Origin of the sequence: Corynebacterium glaucum, from assembly GCF_030408855.1 — a bacterium.
GTDB lineage: Bacteria > Actinomycetota > Actinomycetes > Mycobacteriales > Mycobacteriaceae > Corynebacterium > Corynebacterium glaucum.
The window spans coordinates 147,644-169,753 of the sequence record NZ_CP047358.1 but is presented as its reverse complement, the minus strand read 5'-3'; the positions used below and the strand labels follow the sequence as shown (position 1 = coordinate 169,753).

General features: G+C 63.3%; 17 protein-coding genes and 1 tRNA gene. 12 read left to right on the top strand and 6 right to left on the bottom strand.

The window, feature by feature from the left end; genetic code table 11:
• Positions 1-201 precede the first annotated feature (201 nt).
• Positions 202-2,619 (top strand): transglycosylase domain-containing protein, encoded by a 2,418-nt coding sequence (locus CGLAUT_RS00795; protein WP_290185702.1) that lies wholly within the window; start codon positions 202-204, stop codon positions 2,617-2,619.
• Between the two features lie 8 nt (positions 2,620-2,627).
• On the opposite strand, the gene CGLAUT_RS00790 is transcribed toward CGLAUT_RS00795, so the two are convergent.
• Positions 2,628-3,080 (bottom strand): GatB/YqeY domain-containing protein, encoded by a 453-nt coding sequence (locus CGLAUT_RS00790; protein ID WP_290185701.1) that lies wholly within the window; start codon positions 3,078-3,080, stop codon positions 2,628-2,630.
• A gap of 36 nt (positions 3,081-3,116) precedes the next feature.
• On the opposite strand from CGLAUT_RS00790, the gene CGLAUT_RS00785 reads away from it, so the two are divergent.
• Both CGLAUT_RS00785 and CGLAUT_RS00780 read left to right on the top strand, forming a co-directional pair.
• The gene (locus CGLAUT_RS00785) at positions 3,117-4,007 is read left to right on the top strand and encodes a metallophosphoesterase (protein WP_290185699.1); all 891 of its coding nucleotides are present in this window, start codon (positions 3,117-3,119) and stop codon (positions 4,005-4,007) included.
• 58 nt (positions 4,008-4,065) lie between these two features.
• Positions 4,066-4,142, top strand: a tRNA-Pro gene (locus CGLAUT_RS00780).
• A gap of 77 nt (positions 4,143-4,219) precedes the next feature.
• On the opposite strand, the gene CGLAUT_RS00775 is transcribed toward CGLAUT_RS00780, so the two are convergent.
• A complete protein-coding gene (locus tag CGLAUT_RS00775; RefSeq protein WP_290185697.1) occupies positions 4,220-7,471 on the bottom strand; it encodes an alkaline phosphatase in 3,252 nt (1,083 codons plus the stop codon).
• Between the two features lie 175 nt (positions 7,472-7,646).
• On the bottom strand, positions 7,647-8,243 hold the full coding sequence (locus CGLAUT_RS00770) for a YdhK family protein (protein WP_232507135.1): 597 nt from the start codon (positions 8,241-8,243) through the stop codon (positions 7,647-7,649).
• Between the two features lie 153 nt (positions 8,244-8,396).
• Between CGLAUT_RS00770 and CGLAUT_RS00765 the strand changes: the two genes are divergently transcribed.
• Positions 8,397-9,203 carry a hypothetical protein gene (locus tag CGLAUT_RS00765; protein WP_095659045.1) on the top strand — a complete coding sequence of 269 codons (807 nt, stop codon included), beginning with the start codon at positions 8,397-8,399 and terminating at the stop codon, positions 9,201-9,203.
• A 471-nt stretch (positions 9,204-9,674) separates the two neighbouring features.
• On the opposite strand, the gene CGLAUT_RS00760 is transcribed toward CGLAUT_RS00765, so the two are convergent.
• The gene (locus tag CGLAUT_RS00760; protein ID WP_095659044.1) at positions 9,675-11,111 is read right to left on the bottom strand and encodes a hypothetical protein; all 1,437 of its coding nucleotides are present in this window, start codon (positions 11,109-11,111) and stop codon (positions 9,675-9,677) included.
• Between the two features lie 129 nt (positions 11,112-11,240).
• On the opposite strand from CGLAUT_RS00760, the gene CGLAUT_RS00755 reads away from it, so the two are divergent.
• The 6 genes from CGLAUT_RS00755 to CGLAUT_RS00730 are packed head-to-tail and all read left to right on the top strand — an operon-like array spanning position 11,241 to position 17,181.
• Positions 11,241-14,165, top strand: a complete 2,925-nt coding sequence (locus tag CGLAUT_RS00755) for a DUF4040 family protein (protein WP_290185694.1) — start codon at positions 11,241-11,243, stop codon at positions 14,163-14,165.
• Positions 14,166-14,172: 7 nt separating this feature from the next.
• A complete protein-coding gene (locus tag CGLAUT_RS00750; RefSeq protein WP_290185692.1) occupies positions 14,173-14,589 on the top strand; it encodes a cation:proton antiporter subunit C in 417 nt (138 codons plus the stop codon).
• Entirely contained in the window at positions 14,589-16,130 is a 1,542-nt protein-coding gene (locus CGLAUT_RS00745) for a monovalent cation/H+ antiporter subunit D family protein (RefSeq protein ID WP_290185690.1), read from the top strand. The genes CGLAUT_RS00750 and CGLAUT_RS00745 overlap by 1 nt, the downstream gene beginning before the upstream one ends.
• A complete protein-coding gene (locus tag CGLAUT_RS00740) occupies positions 16,130-16,564 on the top strand; it encodes a monovalent cation/H+ antiporter subunit E (protein WP_290185689.1) in 435 nt (144 codons plus the stop codon). Before CGLAUT_RS00745 ends, CGLAUT_RS00740 begins: the two co-directional genes overlap by 1 nt.
• Before the next feature lie 3 nt (positions 16,565-16,567).
• Positions 16,568-16,834: a cation:proton antiporter gene (locus CGLAUT_RS00735; RefSeq protein ID WP_290185687.1), complete on the top strand. Its 267-nt coding sequence runs from the start codon at positions 16,568-16,570 to the stop codon at positions 16,832-16,834.
• Positions 16,834-17,181, top strand: coding sequence for a Na+/H+ antiporter subunit G (locus CGLAUT_RS00730; protein WP_290185685.1), 348 nt, complete (start codon positions 16,834-16,836; stop codon positions 17,179-17,181). Before CGLAUT_RS00735 ends, CGLAUT_RS00730 begins: the two co-directional genes overlap by 1 nt.
• 18 nt (positions 17,182-17,199) lie before the next feature.
• Here CGLAUT_RS00730 and CGLAUT_RS00725 read toward each other — a convergent pair whose 3' ends face one another.
• Complete coding sequence (locus CGLAUT_RS00725) at positions 17,200-18,801, bottom strand: catalase (RefSeq protein WP_425551727.1); 1,602 nt, start codon at positions 18,799-18,801, stop codon at positions 17,200-17,202.
• Positions 18,802-18,905: 104 nt separating this feature from the next.
• Between CGLAUT_RS00725 and CGLAUT_RS00720 the strand changes: the two genes are divergently transcribed.
• Entirely contained in the window at positions 18,906-19,460 is a 555-nt protein-coding gene (locus CGLAUT_RS00720; RefSeq protein WP_095659037.1) for an RNA polymerase sigma factor, read from the top strand.
• Between the two features lie 97 nt (positions 19,461-19,557).
• On the top strand, positions 19,558-21,060 hold the full coding sequence (locus CGLAUT_RS00715; protein ID WP_198304960.1) for a hypothetical protein: 1,503 nt from the start codon (positions 19,558-19,560) through the stop codon (positions 21,058-21,060).
• 17 nt (positions 21,061-21,077) lie between these two features.
• On the opposite strand, the gene CGLAUT_RS00710 is transcribed toward CGLAUT_RS00715, so the two are convergent.
• Positions 21,078-22,109 carry an aspartate-semialdehyde dehydrogenase gene (locus CGLAUT_RS00710; protein WP_095659036.1) on the bottom strand — a complete coding sequence of 344 codons (1,032 nt, stop codon included), beginning with the start codon at positions 22,107-22,109 and terminating at the stop codon, positions 21,078-21,080.
• Between the last annotated feature and the right edge of the window lies 1 nt (position 22,110).

The window sequence follows — 22,110 nt, the reverse complement described above, 5'->3', positions numbered from 1 at the left end:
GGAGATATCTGCGAGATGCCGCAGATTCTTGCAGCGGGGCACTCCGTGAAATACTTGACAGGCCAGTACCTCAGCGCCCCACAACAACATGTGCGTTACGCGTGTAAGTGTATTCACAGGCAATATTCGCTGTCGAATGGATCACAAAATCGGGGGGAGTTACGTATTCCCCCTCACCGCAGCATGAATTACGGTAGTGACGTGTCTGCCCTGAGGTCACTTGCAAAACTCCTGGTCGCCATGGTTACGGCCGGGTTGATAATGGCGCTGTGCATCGCGCCCATAGTCGGCATCGGTGGCATGGCCGTTGCCCGCACAGATGAGACGATGCAGTCCAACCTTTCGGACATGTCCGGGGGTGATGTCCCAGGCGTCACCACCATCACGGACGCGGCCGGCAACCCGATGGCGTGGGTATACCACCAGCGCCGCTACGAAGTGGCCAGCGAGGAAATCTCCGACCACGTGAAGAACGCTCTGGTAGCTACCGAAGACCGCCGGTTCTACGAACACGAAGGTGTGGATATGCAGGGCTTCATCCGCGCCATGGTCACCAACGTGCTGGCCGGCGGGGTGGAGCAGGGCGCGTCCACGATCAACCAGCAGTACGTGAAGAACTACCTCTGGCTCATCGAGGCGGAGGATGACGAGGACGCGCGCGCCGCTACCGAGCAGTCCATCCCCCGCAAGCTGCGCGAGATGCGGATGGCCTCGGACCTGGATAAGACACTGACCAAGGACCAGATCCTCACCCGCTATCTCAACCTCGTTTCCTTTGGTAACCACGCCTACGGTATTGAGGCAGCTGCGCGCACCTACTTCGACAAGCCCGCCGCGGATCTCGACCCGGGGCAGGCCGCACTCCTCGTCGGCATCCTGCAGTCCTCCGAGTACCTGAACCCGTACACCAACCCCGACGGGGCAACTCAGCGCCGCAACACCGTGCTGAACAACATGGCGGCCGAGGGCTACATCAGCCAGCAGGAGGCTGACTCCATCGCAGGAGAGCCACTCGGTGTGCTCGAGGAACCCAATTTGCTTCCCGACGGTTGCCTCGGTGCCGGCGACCGCGGATTCTTCTGCGATTACGCGCTGAAATATCTTGCAGAAAAGGGCCTCACCCAGGAGGACCTCGAGCACGGTTCGTACACGATCACAACCACCCTCGACCCGGCGATCCAGGATGCGACCCAAACTGCGGTGCGCAACAACGTCTCGCCCGAGGCTGGCGGTGTTGCCGAAGTACTCAACGTGATCGCGCCGGGCACGGATTCGCGCGACATCGTCGCAATGGCGTCTTCGCGCTTCTACGGTCTCGACCTGGACCAAAGCCAGACGATCATGCCGCAGCCGACCTCGCTGGTGGGCAACGGCGCCGGATCGGTGTTCAAGATCTTCACCGCCGCCGCAGCGCTTGAGCAGGGCTACGGGTTGAACACCATGTTGGAGGTGCCCACCCGCTCGGTGGTCTACGGGATGGGCCATGGCGGCGCGGAAGGGTGCCCGCCCAACGCGTACTGCGTGGAGAACGCGGGCCGGTACGCTCCGCGAATGAGCCTGAGCGATGCGCTCGCGCAGTCCCCCAACACCACGTTCATCGAACTTGTTCAGCAGGTGGGTGTGGCCAACACCGTCGACATCGCGGTGCGCCTCGGCATGCGCTCGTACCAGGACGAGGGCACGTTTGGCGACGGCCGCTCCATCGCGACCGCAGCCAAAGAGGACAACATGGGCGCGTTCACGCTCGGGCCCACCCCAGTCAACGCGCTTGAGCTGTCCAACGTCGCAGCCACGCTTGCCTCTGAGGGCCGCTGGTGCGAACCGAACCCGGTGAAGAGCGTGACCGACAAGTACGGCCAGGAGGTCTACATCGAGCGGCCGGATTGCGAACAAGCAGTTGAGCCCGATATCGCAGCCGCTCTGGCCAACGGCATGTCGCACGACACCACCAAGGGCACCGCCGCGCGCGCTGCGAGCGCGAACGGGTGGCGCGCCCCCGTTGCGGCAAAGACGGGCACCACGGAGTCGCACCAGTCATCGGCGTTCCTCGGGTTCACCCGCGGGCTGGCTGCTGCGCCGTACATCTTCAACGACGGCACCCAAACCACCCCACTTTGCACCGGCCCCGTCCGCCAGTGCGCAAACGGCACGTTGTTCGGCGGCAACGAGGCCGCAGACACATGGTTCCAGGCTGCCCTCCGAGTTCCTGGTGCCGCTGAAGCGGGGCTGCCCGGGACACCGGAAGGCTACGACAAGGGCACCCGTCGCGGCGTGCTCGATGAAGCTATCGGCATGCAGTCGCAGGCCGCCAAGGCGAAGCTTGAAGGCGAGGGCTACACCGTCACCATCGTCACGGTGTACGGCGGTGGCGCACCCAAGGGCGAGGTTGTCTCGGTCACCCCAGCAGATCCGAACCTGGCCCGCGGATCCCTAGTCACCTTGAACGCCTCGGACGGCACGGGCACCCGCCCCGGCGGTACCACCACAAGCCCCCGCGTGGACAACGATGACAACGACAACTCCGGCTCCGAAAGCCCGGAGCCGAGCGGGATCGACACCGAAGAGCTGGAGCGCCAGCTCAACGAGATGGCGGAAGGCCTCCAGCAGTACTTCCGCTAGTTACGCTGCTAGTTCCCAAGGCGCGCCCGGACGGCACCGGAGAGGCGCTTGCCGTCGGCTCGGCCAGCAGCTTCTGCCGTGGCGGCCTTCATCACATCGCCCATCTGGGCCATGGAGGTGGCGCCGAGGCGGTCAACCACTCCGTCGACAAGCGAAGCAAGCTCTGCATCGGTGAGCTGCTGGGGCTGGTAGGCCTCGAGGATTGCTGCTTCGTTGAGTTCTGCTTCGGCGAGGTCCTCGCGCCCGTTGGACTGGTAAATCTCGGCCGACTCGCGGCGCTTCTTGATCTCGCGGGCGATGATCTTTTGAATCTCGTCGTCATCGACTTCATGCTTCGACCCCTCGGTCTCCGCGGTCTGGATGGCGGCGAGCAGCATGCGGATCGTGCCCGTGCGCTCCTTCTCCTTGGCCTTCATAGCCTCTTTGAGGTCGGCGCGGATCTGGTCTTTCAATGCACTCATGGGCCCCAAGCGTACTTGAGCGCTAAAGTCGGGTTAATGAAGAAATCTCGCGCACTTGCCATCACCGGAGCTCTAGGCTTATCGACGATCACTTGGGGCGCGCTGCAAACCCGCGACTTCCGAGTGGTGGATTACTCGCTCGAACTGCTCGAGCCGGGAACGCTGCAAGGCCGCGAGAGCTTTAACATCTTGCACGTTGCAGACCTGCACATGATTCCTGGCCAGCGCAAAAAAGTAGAGTTTGTCCAGGCGCTGGCGGAGCTCGAGCCCGACCTGGTGGTGAACACCGGCGACAACCTCTCCGACATGGATGGTGTGCCGTGGGTGCTGGATGCGCTGGGGCCGCTGCTGGATGTGCCCGGTGTGTTCGTATTTGGCACCAACGATTATTGGGCGCCGCAGCCGGTGAATCCGACGAAATACCTGCTGGACCAGAAGCGCGAACCGAGCTACGTGGACCTTCCCTGGGAGGGGATGCGTGCCGCGTTCATCGAGCGTGGCTGGCAGGATGCCACCCACCAGCGACTGGAGTTCAAGGCCTCCGGCCTCCGCCTCGCGGTTGCAGGTGTGGACGACCCGCACCACGAGCTGGACGAGTACTCGAAGATCGCGGGCAAGCCGAACCCAGATGCGGATCTGGCGCTCGGTCTGCTGCACGCACCATACCGGCGAGTGCTCGATGCCTTCGAGGCTGACGGCTACCAGCTCGCATTGTCGGGCCACACCCACGGCGGGCAGATCTGCCTGCCCGGCGGGCGCCCGCTAGTGACCAACGCAGACATCGACCGCGAGCGCGCTTCCGGCTTGCACCGTTACGGCGACATGTGGATGCACGTCTCGCCTGGTTTGGGCCAGTCGAAGTACGCGCCGGTGCGCTTCTTCTGCCCGCCCACAGCCGTGCGCCTCCGCATCACCGAACAGCGATAATCCCGCTGAACTGCCGTTTTGGCGGTTGTATCGGGCGGGAGTAGAGTGTTCCGAGTACCGGGATATGGCGCAGCTTGGTAGCGCGCTTCGTTCGGGACGAAGAGGTCGCAGGTTCAAATCCTGTTATCCCGACCAACACGGCAAAACCCGCCTGGCAGTCTGCCCGGCGGGTTTTTCGTGCGCGCTGCGCTCAAGCGCGCGCTGCACGTGGGTTAGAACTTCGGCAGGAATTGAGCCAGCAACGGCTGGATTTGATCCTGGAAGATGAATCCAATCGCACCGAGAACGGCAGTGATGGTGGCCAGCACGCCGACCACGAACAACGCTGGCTTATCAGAGCTGCCCTGGGAGCTGGTGTTGGCGCTCTTGTCAGTGCCCTTGCCAGCATCGTCGCCTGCCTGCTGAGTATCGCCGCTGCTCTTCGACGGATCAAGCTGCAGCGCGTTCATCACGGCATAGAAGATGTCAGTTTCATCGATCTGACCGGTGATGTTCGCCGCACCCGGACCGGAAGCCGCGATTCGCACCTGGGTACCGGTGTGCTCCTCGTAACCCGGCGTGCCCGGCTTGGAGGAGGACTCGAGCTCCGTGGTGTTGGAGTAGTTGATAGTCATCGGGCTGCCATCAGCGGTGAGCACCTTGGAGGTCAGGCCAGCGGTTTCAGTGTCGTTGTAGGTGATCTGCGTGGCGTGAGCGTGGTCCGCGGTTGCGATGATCAACGTCGGCTCGCCGGTCTTCTCTGCCCACTGCTGGACAACGGAGATCGCCTCGTCGAACTGACCGACCTCACCAAACAGACCGCACGGATCGGAATCGTGCGCTGCCTTGTCCGGCGATGCGGACTCAACCTGCAGGAGGAAGCCGTTGTCGTTCTGCAGCAACTCCAGTGCCTTGCCGGTCATGTTTGCCAGCGTCGGGGTCTCGTCAGTGAACTTCGGGTTTGCGGCGCAGACCTTGGAATCCGCGTTCGCGCCATCCTTCGTCGGTACGAGGCGGTCGAGGCGACGCGGCATGTTCCCGTCAGAGAAAAGGCCCAGGATCGGCTCGTCGCTGTTCTGAAGGGCAGCAAGCTCGGAGGCGTTGGAGACAACCTGGTAGCCGTTGTCCTTAGCGTTTTCGAGCACGGACTTGCCTGCAGTCCATTCGGTGCCCGCACCGAATCGGCCGCCCTGCTTCACGTCTGCATCAAAGTACTTCGCACCGCCGCCGAGGGTGACATCTGCACGCAGATCAACGATCTGCTCGGAGATCGAGCCGAGACCGCCATTCTCGCGCAGCTGCTTGTCCTGCGCCTGCTTGAGATCCTTGCCGCCCGACGGAGCGTAATCAGAGCGGGAAAGCGCGTGAGCGGCGAACGCAGCTGGGGTGGCGTCCTGCACCTCTGCGGTGGTGACGTTACCGATCTTCATGCCGTGAGCCTTAGCGATCTCACCCATGGTGGCAACGGGCTTGCCGTTGAGGTCAACGCCGATTGCACCGTCGTAGGTCTTCACGCCCGAGTTCCAGGCGGTGCCGGACGCAGCCGAATCCGTAACGTAATCCGGCAGTCCCGTCTCCCTATCGAGGGAGAAGGTGGTCTGGTAGCCGGTGTAGTCCAAGTTGTCCAGGCCCTCAAAGCGACCAGCGGAACCCTTGAGGTAGTTGCGGGCCGCAGTGATTTCGCTGTCGCCGGTACCGTCGGCGATCATCACGACAACGTTCTTCGCCTTGGTCTTGTCAATGCCCTGGCCGGTCTTGCCAAACTGAGCGCAGTCACCGACCGCCGGCGCGGTGCCAGGCTTCACCAGGTAGCACAACTCGTCGCTGCCCTTCGCCTCGTTGCGTACCGCGAGGGACTGCAGCTTGTTGCCGCTGGTGATGTCCCACGGCTTCTGACCACCCTCGGTCCCGCCGTTGAGACGCATTGCGTTCGCCATCACATAGAACGCATCGGTCTGATCCATCTGACCGTTGAGGTTTTCCGAGCCTGGGCCGAAGCCGGCGATGCGCACCTGAGTTCCGGTGTGCTGCATGGAAAAGCTCGGGTTGTCGAACGGGTCACCAATCTTCTTCGAGGCAAAGGTGTCGTTGCCATCTTTGTCCTGCCATGCCACGGTTCCGAAGGCCACGGACATGACATTGTCCTGGCCGTCGCGGGAATCCTTGGCAACCTTCAATCGGGTCACTGGGGAAACCGACGGCTGGCCGTCGGGGACGATTTCTGCGGTGTGAGCGTGGTCTGCGGTGACCACGACAAGAGTGTCACCGTCTGCCTTGGCAAAGTCGAGCGCAGCCTTAATCACTTCGTCGATCTGCTCAGTCTCGCCGATCATGCCGCAGGCATCGGCGTCGTGGTCAGCTTTGTCGATGGAGGCGGACTCAACCTGAAGGAAGAAGCCCTTCTCGGCGTTCTTGTCATCGAGCAACTCGATGGCCTTCTTAGTCATCTCCGCTGCGGTGGGTTCGTTGCCGTTATCCTGCGTTTTGCAGACCTCCGGCGTGGTGGTGCCATCGGTTTTCACTGGAACTGTCTTCTCGTAGCGACGAGTCATGTTGCCGTCATTGAAAAGGCCAAGAACCGGAGTGTCCTGGTTCGCTACGGTGATCCCAGCGAGGCCGTCCTTGTCGTCGATAAGCTGAAAGCCTTTAGCCTCAGCGTTCTCGCGAACGGTCTTGCCAGCCTCCCATTCCTTTCCACCGTCGTTCTTGTTGGTGAGGAACGGGTTGCGGTTTTCACCGCCTTCTACAACCTCAGTGTCAAAGTACTTGCGGCCGCCACCGAGCGTGACATCAGCGCGCGTGTCGATGATCTGCTCAGAGATCGAACCAAGACCGCCGTTTTCGCGGGCGTCCTCTTCACCGACGACCTTCTTTTCACCGGAAGGTGCGTAGTAAGAGCGGTTTCGCGAGTGGGTGCCCAGTGCACCCGGCGTGGCATCTTGAATTTCGGCGGTGGACACGTTGCCCGTGCGCATGCCGGAATTCTTCGCCATCTCGAGGAGGTTTTCGTGCGGGGTGCCTGCGATGTCCACGCCCAGCGCGCCGTTGTAGGACTTCGTACCGGTGGTCCAGCCCGTGCCCGATGCGGCAGAATCGGTAACGTACTGACGCTTTCCGTCCTTGCCGATAGCAAAGGTGGTGTAGGCGCCCGATGCCGTCAGGTTGTCGAGACCGTCAAAACGACCGTTAGCGCCCTTGAGGTAGTTGCGGGCGGCGGTGATCTCTTGATGGCCCATGCCGTCGCCAAGAATGAAGATGACGTTTCGCGCTTGGGCATCGGAGTTACCCGGGCCACCCTTGCCAAACTGCGCGCACTCGCCTGGTTGGGGTGCGCGAACGTTGCCATTGGAATCGATAGATATGCAGGAGTCCTTGCCGTTGAAGGACTGGTAGGGGGCGGTTTCTGCGGCCGCCATAGGCAGGGTTGCCAGGGTCAGCGCTGATGCGCTGGCGATGGAAGCTGCTGCCTTCAATGAGAAGCGCATGAAGCTATCCCTTCGGAGAGGTGGGAAAATTTAGTGGTTTTTCAACCAATCCTCACGCTATGCCCAGCCGCTTGCCAGTTCCTTAACTCTAGGTAAACACTCGGTTTATCACATAAACTCGCAGATCATCCCGTATATATTCCGTCGTGCCGATGAGAACGCTTTCCAATAAGGCTTATTTCGGCTGGATCTCGCTCTCCACGACCCACTTGTGGCGCTTCATGGTCATCTCGTCGGTGTCGATGTCCACCATGTACACCGTCTCATCAGTCGAGGATACGATCGTTGCCTCCGCGCCCTTCATCCCGCTCATGTGCTCGGCGTTCATGACAGCGGTCGCGCCGTCGGCAAGCCGCTCATCGCCGACGTTGTCCAACTCCTCGTGCACAACCCACTTGTGGTCGACCACCGGGTCGCCGCCGTCGGTCGGGGTGTAGGTGACCGCGTAGATGTAAGTCTTGAACGCGCCGGACACGGTTGCTGGCGCGCCGTCCATGCCCGGCATGTGGTCAGCAGTGAGGATGACCTCCTCCCCCACCGGGTACGTCGGGTTCTCGGCCTCCTCGATGCCGGCCGGTGCCGGGCCGCCATCTTCCGGGTGGTCGTGCTCGTGGCCGCCAGCGCCGTGGCCTTCATGGCCCTCATGACTGCTCTGCGATGCTGCAGTGGTCTCGTCTGCACTGTCGGTAGCGCTGTCCGTCGAGCAAGCGCTCACCGCGAAAACGGATGCGGCTGCACCAGCAACGAGGGCGACGGTTTTGAACGTGTTCAAGGGATCCTCCTTGGTCCTTTCTGGTTCGTTGGCTCTCATTCCAGGCTTACCAGAGGCCGGACACGCCGAACTTGTGTAACTCTTCACACCTGCGTAGCGCTAAGCAAAGTAGAACCGCCTCTATCAACGTTGATTCTGCAAAGGAAGCTTCCCATGTCCGCACGTCGCGCCGTCACCGCCATCGCCGCATGCGCCGTCGCCCTGACCACCATCACCACCCCCGCCCAAGCCGCCACCCTCGGCCCCAGGGGTAGCGACAACCACTGTCAGGTCACTCTCACCCCAGGAGAGAAAAAGTTCGCACAAAAGCTTTTCGACGACTCGAAAACGCTCGGCCCCTACGAGCGTTCGCGCGATCTCGTGAAAGCGATTGAGACTGTCTTCCCTGATGCGGCGAAGGTTGGCTCGACGCTGTTCGAGAATGCCACCGCCACCACGAAGCCGGAGATCTCGACCGAGCAGCGTGAAGCACTCAAGGCAGCAGGTTTGAACGACGACCTCATTTTTGACTACACCAGCGCTCGCCTATTGCTGAAAACGGTGGAGCCTACGACCGCCGTCACTCTCGAAGGCATCGACCTGGACAATCTTCGAGTGAGGGCTGGAACCGAGTCCCCGGTTCTGGATCCGATTCCGCTGAACAACGTGGGCAAGATGGACAAGGCCACCCTGGACAAGCTTGTCGCCGCGTGGGAGGCGACTCCGGCAGGCGACGCGCACAAGCGAAGCAACCAGATTGCGGCATCGGATCGCCAGGCAGCTGAGGCGTGTGCGCTTGGCACCAGCAAACAGGTTGTTTACCCGGAGATCAGCACCGCGCCGACTTTGGACCTCTCCTCGACGCTGAGCTCGAAGCAGAGCAACTTCGACGTGGTGGTCGGTGCGCTCATCACGATCATCGCTGCAATTGTCGGTGGTGCTCTCGCTCTACCGAACCTGGGCATCAAGCTGCCGTTCTAACAAACGCCGAACCCCTCCCCGACTCACCCAGATTGAGTGAGTTGAGGAGGGGTTCAGTTTGTTCAGCGCTGCGTTATAACCGCTGCGTTAGAACTTCGGCAGGAAGTTCTGGATCTGCGGTGCGACGAAGGCTGCGATGCCAGCGAGGGCTGCAAGCACTGCGATGACAATGCCAGCGATACCAGCCGGAGACAGGGAGCTTGCGTCCTTGTCGTCCTTCTTCGGCTCCTCCTTCTTGGAGTCATCCTGCTTCGGCGCGTCGGGCTGCTTGGTGTCGTCCTGCTTCGGCTTATCGGTCGTATCTGCCGACTGCGCGGTCCACCACTTGTCCAGGGTCAGGCGAGCGACGGTGGTGTTGTCGATGTAATCGCCACGGACCTGGTCCTTGTCGACAACGGCCGCCTTGATGTCGGGAGAGCTAGCTAAGGCTTAACAGGTTGATAACCAGGGGTTAACAACCTTAAAGCGGGGCTAGAGGTCGTGGCCGTCGCCGCGGCGCGTCCGAGCGTCGATTGCAGCCAGGCCAGCCGTCGCAAGTACCAGCGACAGGAGCAAGCTAGAGATCAGGGCGCTCAGCGAACCGTTGTTCCCGTTTGCAGAGAGCGCCGCCGTGGTCCAGTGCATCGGGGCAGCCGAGGAGGCCGTCAACCAAGCACCCGCCACCGGTGCAGCCGCAGCGGTGCGCCAAACCCAGCCGACTAGCCCGACCTGCACGAGTGCCAGCGCAGAGGCCACTCCGAACCCAGCCGGGGCACCGAATGCCGACGCCAGCGCAGCCGGGAGGCCGGCCGCCGCGAACGCGCCGAGCAGCAACGCAAGCCCCGCAATCGCGAGCTGGCCCGCATCGAAGCCCGCGCCGAGTACGACAACCAGGATCCAGCTGGCAAGCGCGAGCAGCACAGCACCGCCCGCGAACACAGCGAAGTTGCGGCGCGATAGAGCCATCGCTGCCCCAGCGAGGGCAACGCCGCCGAGTGTGAGTAACGCGGCGATGAGCATTGCGGCCACGGGCGACAGCGAAGACACCTGCACTTGTTCAGCCTCCGCACCCTGACCGTTCGCAGTTTGGCCATTTGCGGCAGCCGCCGGGGCCACCGGCAGCGCCGCGCGCACCGCGGAGACCTTCTCCGAGGACTTCTTCGCCATCTCGTCGATGCGCTCTGCACCCGCGGTCAGCTCCTCGATGCCGTCGACAATTTCACCGGAGTTCTCGTTCATCTCCTTGAGACCCTTGGCCAGTTCGGCGGCACCGTTCGTCGCCGTGTACACGCCATCGTGGTACGCGTAACCAGGCACTGAAAGCTGGTTCGCCAGCTCGCGTGAGCCGTCGCGAAGCTGGTTCATCTGCACCAGCGCATCCGGCGGAATTTCCGCGGTCACAGCCTGGGAGCGCAGCCCCTCCAGGGCCTTGCGCGCCTCAACCACGTCCCGGTCCTTGCTGCCTTTCGTCCCCTCCAGCGCACGGTCGATCGAGGCCACAACCTGGCCACGCACCGCGTCGAAGCCAGCCACCTGGTCGACGACACCGCCGATCGTGTCAGCAACCTGGGTCGCCCCCGTCGCCAGCTGGCCGGTGCCGGCCTGCAGTTGCACCATGCCGTTGGACAGTTCGCGGGAGCCGGTCTCTGCGCTGGACAGGGCGTCGACAAGCGATTGCTTCCCTTTATCGAACTCTCCGACCCCTTCGACAAGCTGCGACGTGCCTGCGGTGAGCAAGCTGAGCTGCGACGCGGCGTCGCTGGTCGCGCGACGAGCGTTGTCGAGGCCGTCCGGACCCCGCGAACCCTGCGGCGCACCGGCGGCTGCGGAAGCGTCGGCGTCGGCTCGTGTCCAGGTGGATGCGGGGCTCATTGGCAAGAGCGCACCCACGACAAGCGCGATTACGGCTACCCAGATCTGCCATTTCATGCCTGGTCATTAAAGTCGCGGCACCCTCGTTCCTTTGGTAGGCGCACCGGGATTGTGGACAATTGGTACGGTCTTACATGCCGATACGTCGGCAGTCCGACCTGTCCCACAATCAGTGAAGGTCTTTTTATGACGCTTCCTCTCGTGCTCGCGCTCGTCGGGGCGACGGTGGTGCTTTCACCAATCCTCGTTCGGGTGATGGACCGAGCTGCCGGCTACCCAATTGCTCTTACGCTTTTCGTTGCAGCGGCTTTGCTTGGCCGCGAATTTCCCGCTGTATCCAACGGCACCCCGCTGACGTGGGGGGTTCGTTGGGCTGAAGACATCCTCGGCCCGGGCACCGCGGTGAGCTTCGCGCTCCGGGCGGACGGCCTGGGCATCTTCTTCGCGCTGCTCGCGCTTGTCATCGGCGGTGTGGTGTTCACCTACTCCGCCGCCTACCTGCCAAAACGCAAGGGCAACATCAGCTTCTACACCATCATGACGGCGTTCACGTTGTCCGTGCTGTTGCTCGTGCTTGCCGACGACGCCGTGTTGCTGTTCATCGCGTGGGAGCTGGTCTCCATCGCGTCGTTCATGCTGATCGCCCGTTCGGGTTCCAGCGGCGAGGACGGCTCCTACCGCACGCTGATTTTGACGTTCTTCGGCGGCTTGACGCTGCTCGCGGCGCTGGCGACGGCGTCAATCGCCGCGGGCACCACCTCGCTCGAAGGCATCCTGGCCTCCGACGTGTGGGCGCAAGACCCGGGCCTGACCACCACGGTGGCGATCCTGATCGCCGTCTCCGGCTTCACCAAAGCCGCGCAGTTCCCCTTCCACTTCTGGCTTCCGGAAGCCATGGCGGCCGCCACCCCGGTCTCGGCGTTCCTGCACGCCGCAGCAGTGGTCAAGGCCGGCATCTACTTGCTCATCCGCTTCTCCACGATTTTCGACGGCACCCCCGCCTGGAACGGGCTGCTGCTGATCATGGGCCTCTTTACGGCCCTGATGAGTGCCACCTTCGCCATCACGAAGACAGACCTGAAGCACCTGACTGCCTACTCCACCGTGTCCCACCTGGGCTGGATCGTGGCCGCCATCGGTGTCGGCGGGACCGTGGGCATTGCCGCGGCGCTGGTGCACACGCTGGCGCACGCGCTGTTCAAGTCGTCGCTGTTCATGCTCATCGGCGTGATCGACCACGAGACCGGCACCCGCGACATGCGCCGCCTGGGCAAGCTCTACGACAAGATGCCGTTCACCTTCGCCTCCGTGTGCGTTGCGGCCGCGTCGATGGCCGCGGTGCCGCCGCTGTTCGGCTTCATTTCCAAGGAGGCCATCTTGGAGGCGTTCCACGAGACGCCGTACGGGATGGTGCTGCTGGTGATTGCGGGCATCGCCGCGTTCCTCACCTTCGTCTACTCCGCCAAGATCGTCTTCGGCGCGTTTGTCGACGGCCCGAAGGACATGTCGGGCGTCCACGAAGCACCGGTTCGCTTCTGGCTCCCGGCTGCTTTGCCGGGCCTGATGTCGCTGGTGCTGCCGTTCATGCTGGTCACCGTGGATAACCCGATTACCGCCGGTGTCCACGCAGTCACCGGCGACGGGGACTACCACTCCCACCTCGCGCTGTGGCACGGCGTGACCGCCCCGTTCATCGTCTCCATGCTGGTGCTCGTCGCCGGCGTGCTGTTTGTCCTTTTCGCGCGCAAGAGCGTCTGGGCGGCGCTGGAGAACAAGGAGCTGCTGCCGGCCACCGGCAACGACGTGCTGCGCGGCACCGTCGGCGTCCTCGCCGCGGCGGGCAAGGGCATGGGCGCGCTTGCCGACGGCTTCAACCCGACGCGCCACCTCTTCCCGCCGGTCGCCCTGGCACTGCTGCTGGGCCTGTGCACGCTGCTGCTTACCGACGGCGTGGACGGCGTCACCCCAGCCCCGCGCCCCGAAGGCATCGACGTGTGGTGGGACCTCATCCCGTTCGCCATCATCGCGGCATCCGTGGTGGGCATGGTGCTCACCCGCTCGCGCCTGGCGTCGGCGATCCTGCTGGGCACCGTCGGCGTGGGCATGAGCTTGCAAATGCTCATGCTGGGTGCACCAGACGTGGCACTGACCCAGTTCCTGGTGGAGGCGCTCACCGTCGTGGTGATCATGGTGGTGCTGCGCTACCAGCCGCGCATGTTCCCGGAGACGCCCACGCCTCGCAAGATCTCCGCGGCCATCTCCGCGCTCATTGCCGGCGTGGTCACCTTCGCCGGTGTGTACACGCTCACGGGCCGCCGCGGCCGCTCCGAGCTGGCCGAGTGGTACCTCACCGAAGGCGGCGACATGACCAGCGCCGACAACATCGTTGCGGTGATCATCGTCGAGTTCCGTGGCTTCGATACCCTGGGCGAGCTCTCCGTCCTGGGCATGGCCGCGGTGGTCATCGCCGCAGTGGTCGGCTCCATGCCGCGCCACACCTTCGAAGCCGGCACCCGCCCGCGCCCGTTCGGCCAGTCGCAGTACAACTCGATTCCGCTGCGCAAGGGCTTGAAGCTGATCTGGCCGGTGCTCATCGTCTTGTCGGTGCTCATCTTCTTCCGCGGCCACACCGCGCCGGGCGGCGGCTTCGTCGCCGCCCTGGTGCTGGCGACCGGCTTCGCGCTGAGCTACCTCGCTGAGGGCGCGGACAACGACGTCGTCGGCGATGAAACCCCGATCAAGCTCACCGGCTGGGGCATCATCATCGCCATCACCTCAGGCTTCCTCGGCTTCATCGAGGGCGGCTTCATGTACGCCATCCACGGCGAAATCTTCGGCGAGCACATGACCACGTCGCTCATCTTCGACTTCGGCATCTACCTCGCCGTGCTGGGCATGGTCACCTCCGCGATCAACGCGCTCGGCGGCTACCTCCGCCCGGGCAAGGACATCTCGGATCTGACCTACACCCGCGACCATGATGCGAACCCGCTGCCGGACGTTCCAACTCCGGAACTGCCCGACAACCCGGCGGACCCCTACCCCGCCCCGATCAACCCGGCGCCAGATCGCACGCTGGCCGGCGCCCCTGCAGACGGAAAGGAACGGTAAGCACCCCATGGTTATGGCACTCACCATCGCAGTCCTCATGGCCGGCGCCGTGTACCTGATCATGCAGCGCGGCATGGTCCGCATCATCTTCGGCATGTCGCTGTTCGGCCACGCATCAAACCTCACCCTGCTGGCCGCCGGCGTCGGCGCGTGGCGCGGCGAGGCATTTCCCTCGCGCACCCCGTTCGAGGACCTCTCGGACCCGCTGCCGCAGGCTTTCGTGCTCACCGCCATCGTGATCGCGATGGCAACCACGACAATCCTGCTCATGCTTTCAGCTCTCGGTAAGCACGACGACACGTCCGAGCACAAGCTTGACGACGACCGGACCTACGACCCAACCCAACTCAGCCCGTCAGCCCTGTCGACCGCCGGCCGAAACGCCCGAGTCAAGACCTTCACCGCAGAGGGGGCGGCCGAGTAATGCAAACCAGCGCAATCCTCCCCGTCTTCGTCGCCCTGCCGCTCATCGTCGCGGCTATCGCGGCCCTCATCCCATCGAAGCGGTTCAACGACATCCTCGCCCTGCTCATCCCGGCGATCAACCTCGCCGGCGGCATCTGGCTCTACAGCTACACCGCGCAGCACGGCACCGTTAGCCACGTCATCGGCCTCTACCAAGGCGGCGTGGGTATCTCCTTTGCGGCGGACCGGTTCTCCGCGATCATGATCGTGACCACGATGATCGTGGCGCTGACCTCGAACTGGTTCGCCATCGTGGCGGGCGAGACCAAGGCCCGCTTCTACACGCCGTTGACACTGGTGCTCATCACCGGTGTTTCCGGCGCGCTGCTCACGGCGGATCTGTTCAACTTCTTCGTCATGATCGAGGTCATGCTCCTACCGTCTTACGGCTTGATCGCTATGAGCGGTACCCGCAACCGTCTCCTGTCCGCCCGCGCCTTCGTGCTGGTGAACCTGCTGGCGTCGACGATGCTGGTGATGGGCGTGGGTTATCTTTACGCCGTCACCGGTGCGGTCAACCTGGCGTCGCTGCAGGGCATCGCCGCCGGCAATGGCCCGGCCACGGTTGCTACCGGCATCGTGGTGATCGCGGTGGCCTCCAAGGCCGGTGTCTTCCCGGTGCACACGTGGTTGCCAAGAACGTATCCGTCGACAAGCGCTGCGGTGATGGGCCTCTTCTCGGGACTGCATACGAAGGTCGCGGTCTACATGATCATGCGTATCTGGGTGATCATGTTCGACATGGACCCGCGGTGGAACACCCTGATCATTGTGATCATGGTGATCTCCATGATCATCGGCGGCTATGCCGGCCTGGCGGAGCACACCATCCGCCGCGTGCTGGCGTACCAGATGGTCAACGGCATGCCGTTCATCCTCATCGTGCTGGCGTTCACGCAAGACAATGCCCGCTACGCTCTCGCCGCCGGCGTGATGTACGCGCTGCACCACATGATCACCGTTGGCGCGCTCGTGCTGAACTCCGGTGCGATCGAGGAAACGTACGGCACCGGCACGATGTCGAAGCTTTCGGGCATCGCCCGGCGCGACCCGTGGACGGCCGCGGTGTTCGTCGCCGGCGCGTTCTCCATCGTGGGCTTCCCGCCGTTCTCCGGCATCTTCGGCAAGGTGACCATCATGCTGGCGGCGGCCGCCCCGGGCGACTGGCGCTCCTGGGTGGCCATCACCGCAATCATCGTGGCGTCCTTCGGTGCGCTGCTGTCCATGATGCGCGTGTGGAAGAAGGTCTTCTGGGGCCGCCCGATGCAGAAGTACCCGGAGAACCTGCGCATCCGCACCGCGTTCATGCTGCCGTCGGCTGCGCTGATGATCTTGTCGCTGCTGATGTTCGTCTTCGCCGGCCACATGTGGGGCTTTGTCACCTCGGCGGTGGACGACCTGCTCAACGTCGAGGCGTACACCACCGCCGTGCTGGGCAGCGACCCGGTGGGCATCCCGGACCCGCAGCAACCTGCCGCTGACATGGAAGGTGCGAAGTAATGAACATCGGACACTGGATCGGCTACACCTTCTGGATCATCAAAGAGATCTTCGTCGCCGGCTGGGACGCCATCGTCGCGGCGTTCAAGCCGAACCCCGGCATGAAACCGATCGTGATCTACTACCCACTGCGCCTGACGGGCGAGTGGGAGATCTTCTGGTTCTCCAGCTCCATCACCGCCACCCCCGGCACCCTGTCCATGGGCCTGCGCCACCAGATCGGCCCGAAGGGCTCTGACATCCTCCTCGTCCAGGCCGCCTTCGGCGACGATCCTGAGGATGTCATCGCCTCGCTGGCGGACATGGAGGAGCACGTGAACCCCGCGCTGAAGGACGCCCCGATCGATCCCGCGGCGGTGCAGTGGGAGCCGTACACGGATCTCGGACCCGACCGGCCCGACTACGCAGTGGCACCGGATGAAAGGAATGACTAGGCCATGTTTGAAACCATTGTGATGGCGTGCCTGGCCGTGATGGCGGTCTGCCTGCTCGTCGTGCTCGTCGCGCTCATCTTGACCAAAGACGAGTTGTCCCGCGCCGTTATGGCAGACGTGATCTTCTACGCCATGGTGGTGATCTTCCTCGTGTGGTCGCTGCAGAAGGAAACGATGATCGGCTACGAAATTCCGATCCTCGCCGCACTCGTCTGCGGTGTCATCCCCACCATTGCCATGGCCCGCATCATCTCGAGAGGACGCCGCTAATGACCATCGCCGAGATCATCGTTGCCATACTCGTGGTCATCGCCACCATCTGCGTGGTCGCGACCATGCTGCTGCAGCTCCGCGCCCCCGACGCACTCACCCGGGTCAACCTGCTCGGCCCGCTAGTGGTCATCGCGTTCCCAATCATGATCGTGGCCAAGCTCATCTACTCCTGGTCCACCACTGGCTTCGACCTGAACGACTTCATCCGCGCGATCATCGCCGTCTTCGGCGTATGGATCATCGGCTCGGTCGCCTCTTACATCATGGGCCGCTCCATCTACGGCGTCACCGTAACCGACAAGCGGCCGGCACCCCCCGAGTACCAGGTGCCGGGCACCGTGTAGCTTTCGCTTATCGACGGCTTACGGGTTGGCCGAGGATGCTTCCTTGTCGTCCTGAGACGAGTCCGCGCGCTTGCGGCCGAGCTCCGAACGGAGCTTCTGCTCCAAATCGTCGGAGATCATGCCCCAGTACTTGAACGTGCGCTCCTCGACATCCTTGTTCTTAATCGCCAGCATCTTGTTGGTGACGTTGTCGATGAAGCGCTGCTTTGCAGCGTCGTCGAAGACGTTCTCGTACAGGTCGCGCGCCTGCGAAGCATCGTCATCAAGCTCATGCTTCACGTACGCCGCGCGCACCAGATCCGTGCCGTGCGGGTCCGGGTTAACGTAGAGGTTCTCCGCCTGGCCGTAGTCCTGCATCGAGGAGGAGTCCTCGCCGTTGTCCAGGTAGCCCATGCCCTTGTCGGTGCGGTTCGGGGAGTAGTTCGGCTCGCCCTCGTTGTTGAAGAAGTACGCCATCGGGCCGCGCTCGGCGTAGGTGTTCACGTCCACGATCGGACGGTTGACCGGCAGGTCGCGGTAATTCGGACCAATGCGGTAGCGCTGCTGATCCGAGTAGGCGAACACGCGCTGCTGCAGCATGCGGTCCGGGGACAGGCCCACGCCCGGCACCAGGTTCGACGGGTCTAGGGCGAGCTGCTCAATCTGCGCGTGGAAGTTCTTCGGGTTGCGGTTGAGCACGAAGTATCCGACGTCGACTAGCGGGTAGTCCTTCTGGCTCCACACCTTGGTCAGGTCGAACGGGTTGTACTTGTAGGTCTCCGCGTCCTCGAACGGCATGATCTGGACCTTGACGTCCCAGATCGGGTAGTCGCCGCGCTCGATGGCCTGGAAAAGGTCCTCGCGGTGCAGGTCCGGGTCGGTGCCGGCCTTCTCGGTGGCCTCGGCATCGGTGAGGGTCTCCCAGCCCTGGCGGGTCTTGAAGTGGTACTTCACCCACACCGGGGTGCCCTCTTCGTTGATCCACTGGAAGGTGTGGGAGCCGAAGCCGTCTTGGTGGCGGGTGGACTTCGGAGTGCCGCGGTCGCCCAGCAGGTAGGTCACCTGGTGCAGGGTCTCCGGGGTGCGGGACCAGAAGTCGAACTGCATCTCGTCGGAGCGCAGACCGGAACGCGGGTCGCGCTTCTGGGAGTGGATGAAGTCGGCGAACTTCAGGCCGTCACGCATGAAGAAGATCGGGGTGTTGTTGCCCACGATGTCGTAGTTGCCGTCCTCGGTGTAAAAACGCAGCGCGAAGCCGTGGACGTCGCGCCAGGTATCCGGGGAGCCGGCCTCGCCCGCGACGGTGGAGAAGCGGCCCACCATCGGGGTCACGGTGCCCTTCTGGAACAGCTTCGCCTTGGTGTACTTCGACACATCCTCGGTGATGTGCAGCTCACCGAACGCGCCGTGCCCCTTCGCGTGCGGGATGCGCTCCGGCACGTTCTCGCGGTTGAAGTGCGCGAGCTTCTCAATCAGGTGGATGTCGTTGAGCACGCTCGCGCCCTGGCGCCCCTGCACCACGGAGTGGTTTTCCGAAGCAACCGGGACGCCGCCGAGCGTGGTGGTTTTGCCGTCACCCGGCGCACGCTCGCCGCGCTGCAGGATGTTCTCGGTGTTCTCTACCTTGTGTTCTTCAGCCACGATGTGGTCCTTTCGTTGAAGTCGTTTACCAGTCTACGCCCGATTCCCACACCCACCGCTGACTCACGGTTTTCGCAGGCTATCGGCTGCTAGGGTTACGGTTCGTGAGCAGGCTTGACGACGACTACGTCACCGACCTCGCCCTCAAGGCCGGTCGAGGCGACGCCGTTGCGCTCACCGAATTCATCGCGCGCACCCAAGACGACGTGTGGCGCCTGCTCGCGCATCTCGCCGGCCGCGAATCCGCCGACGACCTCACCCAGGAAACCTATCTGCGGGTACTCAAAGCCCTTCCTCGGTTTGCCGCGAGGTCGTCGGCACGCACTTGGCTCCTCTCACTTGCGCGGCGCACGTGGGCGGACTCGGTGCGCCACGACCTTGCGCGGCCACAGAGCGCCGCCGCGGGGTACGGCGACGTGGAATACCGCAGCGTCACCGAGACAGCGCCGAGCTCGGACGACGCAAGCGTGTGGTCCGAAATGATGGACGCACGGGCCTTGCTGGATTCGCTGGCCCCGGAGCGTCGAGAAGCATTGGTGCTCACCCAAGTGCTTGGGTACTCCTACGAGGAAGCCGCAAAGATTGCGGGCGTGCGTGTGGGCACGATCCGGTCCCGGGTCGCGCGAGCCCGGCGCGACCTCGTCGCCGGCGACGAGTGAAGGCGGTTCGACGACAATGGGCCTTTAGGTGACAACTGTTATAGGGTGATTTACCGGTTTGTATCCATTCCCTTCCCAGAAAATTTGCACTCTTACCATGTGGAAAAACGCCTTACTCATCTCGTTTGCTTTCATCGGCACCGTCGTCGGCGCCGGCTTCGCCTCGGGCCAGGAGGCCCTCCTCTACTTCTCGGCCTTTGGCACGCAGGGCATGTGGGGCGCAGTCCTCGGCTCCACGCTAATGGTCATCGCCGGAGTGACCATCTTGCAGCTCGGTTCGTACTACCAGGCGAACGAGCACATGGAAGTGCTCGGAGCGATTTCCAGCAAGGTGATGTCCTGGATCTTGGACATCGCCACAATTGTCACGCTGTTCTCCATCGGCTTCGTCATGTTCGCCGGCGCTGGCGCAAACCTGAACCAGCAGTTCGGGCTGCCGGTGTGGATCGGCGCGGTGCTCATGCTCGCGCTGACCATCGGGTTCGGCATGCTTGACGTGGACAAGGTCACGGGCGCAATCGGGTTCCTCACGCCGTTTCTGCTCTTCTTTGTCATCTTCGGCTGCGGCTGGACCATCGTGCACGCAGCGCCGGATTGGGACGCCGTCAACGCAGCTGCCGCGCAGGTGGACACCACCTTGCCCAACTGGTGGATCTCAGCGCTGAACTACACCGGCCTGAACGTGATGTGCGTGGTTTCCATGGCGTTGGTGATTGGCGGCAACACCCTGAACACCCGCGCCGCCGGCCTGGGTGGCCTGCTGGGCGGCATGGGTTACCTTGTCATGCTGATGCTGCTGGCGTTCTCGCTGCTGCTCAAGATTGATCTTGTTTCCGGCAACGACATGCCTCTTCTGACCCTGATCACGGACATCAACCCGACCCTCGGCCTGATCATGTCGTTGGTCATCTTCGGCATGATTTTCGCTACCTCGCTGGGCATGTTTTTCGCCCTTGGCAAGCGCCTCGCGCGCGGCCGCGAGGACAAGTTCCGCATCATCTACATCGCAGCCTGCCTCATCGGCTTCGCGCTGTCTTTCGTTGGTTTCCAGAAGCTGGTTTCTACCGTGTACCCGATCCTGGGCTACCTAGGAATCCTGCTCATTGTCGTGGTATCCGCTGCCTGGCTGCGCGGCCTGCCGAAACTGCGCAAGGAACAGAAGCGCCGCGCTCGTGCGATGGAACTCACCCGGGCCAAGCTGGACCCGCGCGAGCGCTTTACCAAAAACGACGAGCGCGAGCTGGAGTACGTCACCTCCATGTCCGTGGTGGACGACGAAGAGCTCGCCGAGGCGCTTGAAGACGAAGTGATCGCCGAGCTCAGCGCCGACGACGAGATCGATTTCGACCCCGAAGACAAGGACCAAGCCCCCGTTGTCTTCGTCTCCTACACCGAGCCAGTCACCCAGGACCAGTACCAGCCGGACCGGCCGTGGGAGGACACCACTATCGACGAACTGATCGCCGCGGATCAGGCCGAGGAAGCGGAGTCGGACGAGGGCGCATTACCCGCAGACACCGGGACAGACACAGAAGCAGACGCGGACGAAAGCCCCACCGCGGGCTCCACTCGCGTGGAGAACCCGCGCAGCGAGCGCTAGACGCGCGCGGCTGCAGGCTAAACCAGCAGTTCCGCGATCTGGATCGTGTTCAGCGCGGCACCCTTGCGCAGGTTGTCGCCAGACACGACGAACACCAGGCCGCGGTTGCCGTCGACCACCTGATCCTGGCGGATGCGGCCGACCAGGGACTCGTCGATACCCGTGGCGGCGAGCGGCGTCGGGACGTCGACGACCTTCACACCCGGGGCATTCTCGAGGATCTCGGTGGCCTGCTCCGGCGTGATCTCGCGCTCGAACTCCGCGTGCACCACCATCGTGTGGCCGGTGAACACCGGAATACGCACGCACGTACCCGAGACTTTGAGTTCCGGCAGGCCGAGAATTTTGCGCGACTCGTTGCGCAGCTTCTGCTCCTCATCGGTTTCCAAGGTGCCGTCGTCAAGCAAATTGCCCGCGAGCGGCAGTGCATTGAACGCGATGGGTGCTTTGTACGGGCCCAAGCTGGCGGGGCTGACCAACGAACCGTCGCGGGCAAGCTCTGCGGACTGGGCGCCGACCTCTGCGACCTGCTCCGCGAGCGCGTTCACACCCGCGAGGCCCGAGCCGGACACCGCCTGGTAAGAGGCGACGCGCATGGTGGTCAGGCCAGCTGCGTCGTGCAGCGCCTTAACCACCGGCATGATCGCCATCGTGGTGCAGTTCGGGTTGGCGATGATGCCCTTAGCCAGGTTCTGAGCCGAATCCGGGTTCACTTCGGAGACGATGAGGGGAACTTCGTCGTCCTTGCGCCATGCGGAGGAATTGTCGACGACCTTCGCGCCAGCGGCCGCGAACACCGGGGCCCACTCACGCGACGTGGAGCCGCCCGCGGAGAACAAAGCGATGTCGACGTCCGCGACAGACTCTTCGGTGACCTGGGTCAGGTCCTCGACCTCGACGGGTTCGCCGCGGAACTCAATCACCGTGCCCGCAGAGCGCGGGGAGGCGAAGAAACGGACCTTGTCGGCGGGAAACTCACGCTCGACGAGAATGTCGCGCATCACACGGCCGACCTGGCCGGTGGCGCCCACAACTGCAAGGGTGGTCATA

Bases quoted from the DNA above. Each gene is read 5' to 3' on its own strand.
- CGLAUT_RS00790 (WP_290185701.1), bottom strand. From the start codon at position 3,080: ATGAGTGCATTGAAAGACCAGATCCGCGCCGACCTCAAAGAGGCTATG.
- CGLAUT_RS00785 (WP_290185699.1), top strand. From the start codon at position 3,117: ATGAAGAAATCTCGCGCACTTGCCATCACCGGAGCTCTAGGCTTATCG.
- CGLAUT_RS00775 (WP_290185697.1), bottom strand. From the start codon at position 7,471: ATGCGCTTCTCATTGAAGGCAGCAGCTTCCATCGCCAGCGCATCAGCG.
- CGLAUT_RS00765 (WP_095659045.1), top strand. From the start codon at position 8,397: ATGTCCGCACGTCGCGCCGTCACCGCCATCGCCGCATGCGCCGTCGCC.
- CGLAUT_RS00760 (WP_095659044.1), bottom strand. From the start codon at position 11,111: ATGAAATGGCAGATCTGGGTAGCCGTAATCGCGCTTGTCGTGGGTGCG.
- CGLAUT_RS00755 (WP_290185694.1), top strand. From the start codon at position 11,241: ATGACGCTTCCTCTCGTGCTCGCGCTCGTCGGGGCGACGGTGGTGCTT.
- CGLAUT_RS00750 (WP_290185692.1), top strand. From the start codon at position 14,173: ATGGTTATGGCACTCACCATCGCAGTCCTCATGGCCGGCGCCGTGTAC.
- CGLAUT_RS00745 (WP_290185690.1), top strand. From the start codon at position 14,589: ATGCAAACCAGCGCAATCCTCCCCGTCTTCGTCGCCCTGCCGCTCATC.
- CGLAUT_RS00740 (WP_290185689.1), top strand. From the start codon at position 16,130: ATGAACATCGGACACTGGATCGGCTACACCTTCTGGATCATCAAAGAG.
- CGLAUT_RS00735 (WP_290185687.1), top strand. From the start codon at position 16,568: ATGTTTGAAACCATTGTGATGGCGTGCCTGGCCGTGATGGCGGTCTGC.
- CGLAUT_RS00730 (WP_290185685.1), top strand. From the start codon at position 16,834: ATGACCATCGCCGAGATCATCGTTGCCATACTCGTGGTCATCGCCACC.
- CGLAUT_RS00715 (WP_198304960.1), top strand. From the start codon at position 19,558: ATGTGGAAAAACGCCTTACTCATCTCGTTTGCTTTCATCGGCACCGTC.
- CGLAUT_RS00710 (WP_095659036.1), bottom strand. From the start codon at position 22,109: ATGACCACCCTTGCAGTTGTGGGCGCCACCGGCCAGGTCGGCCGTGTG.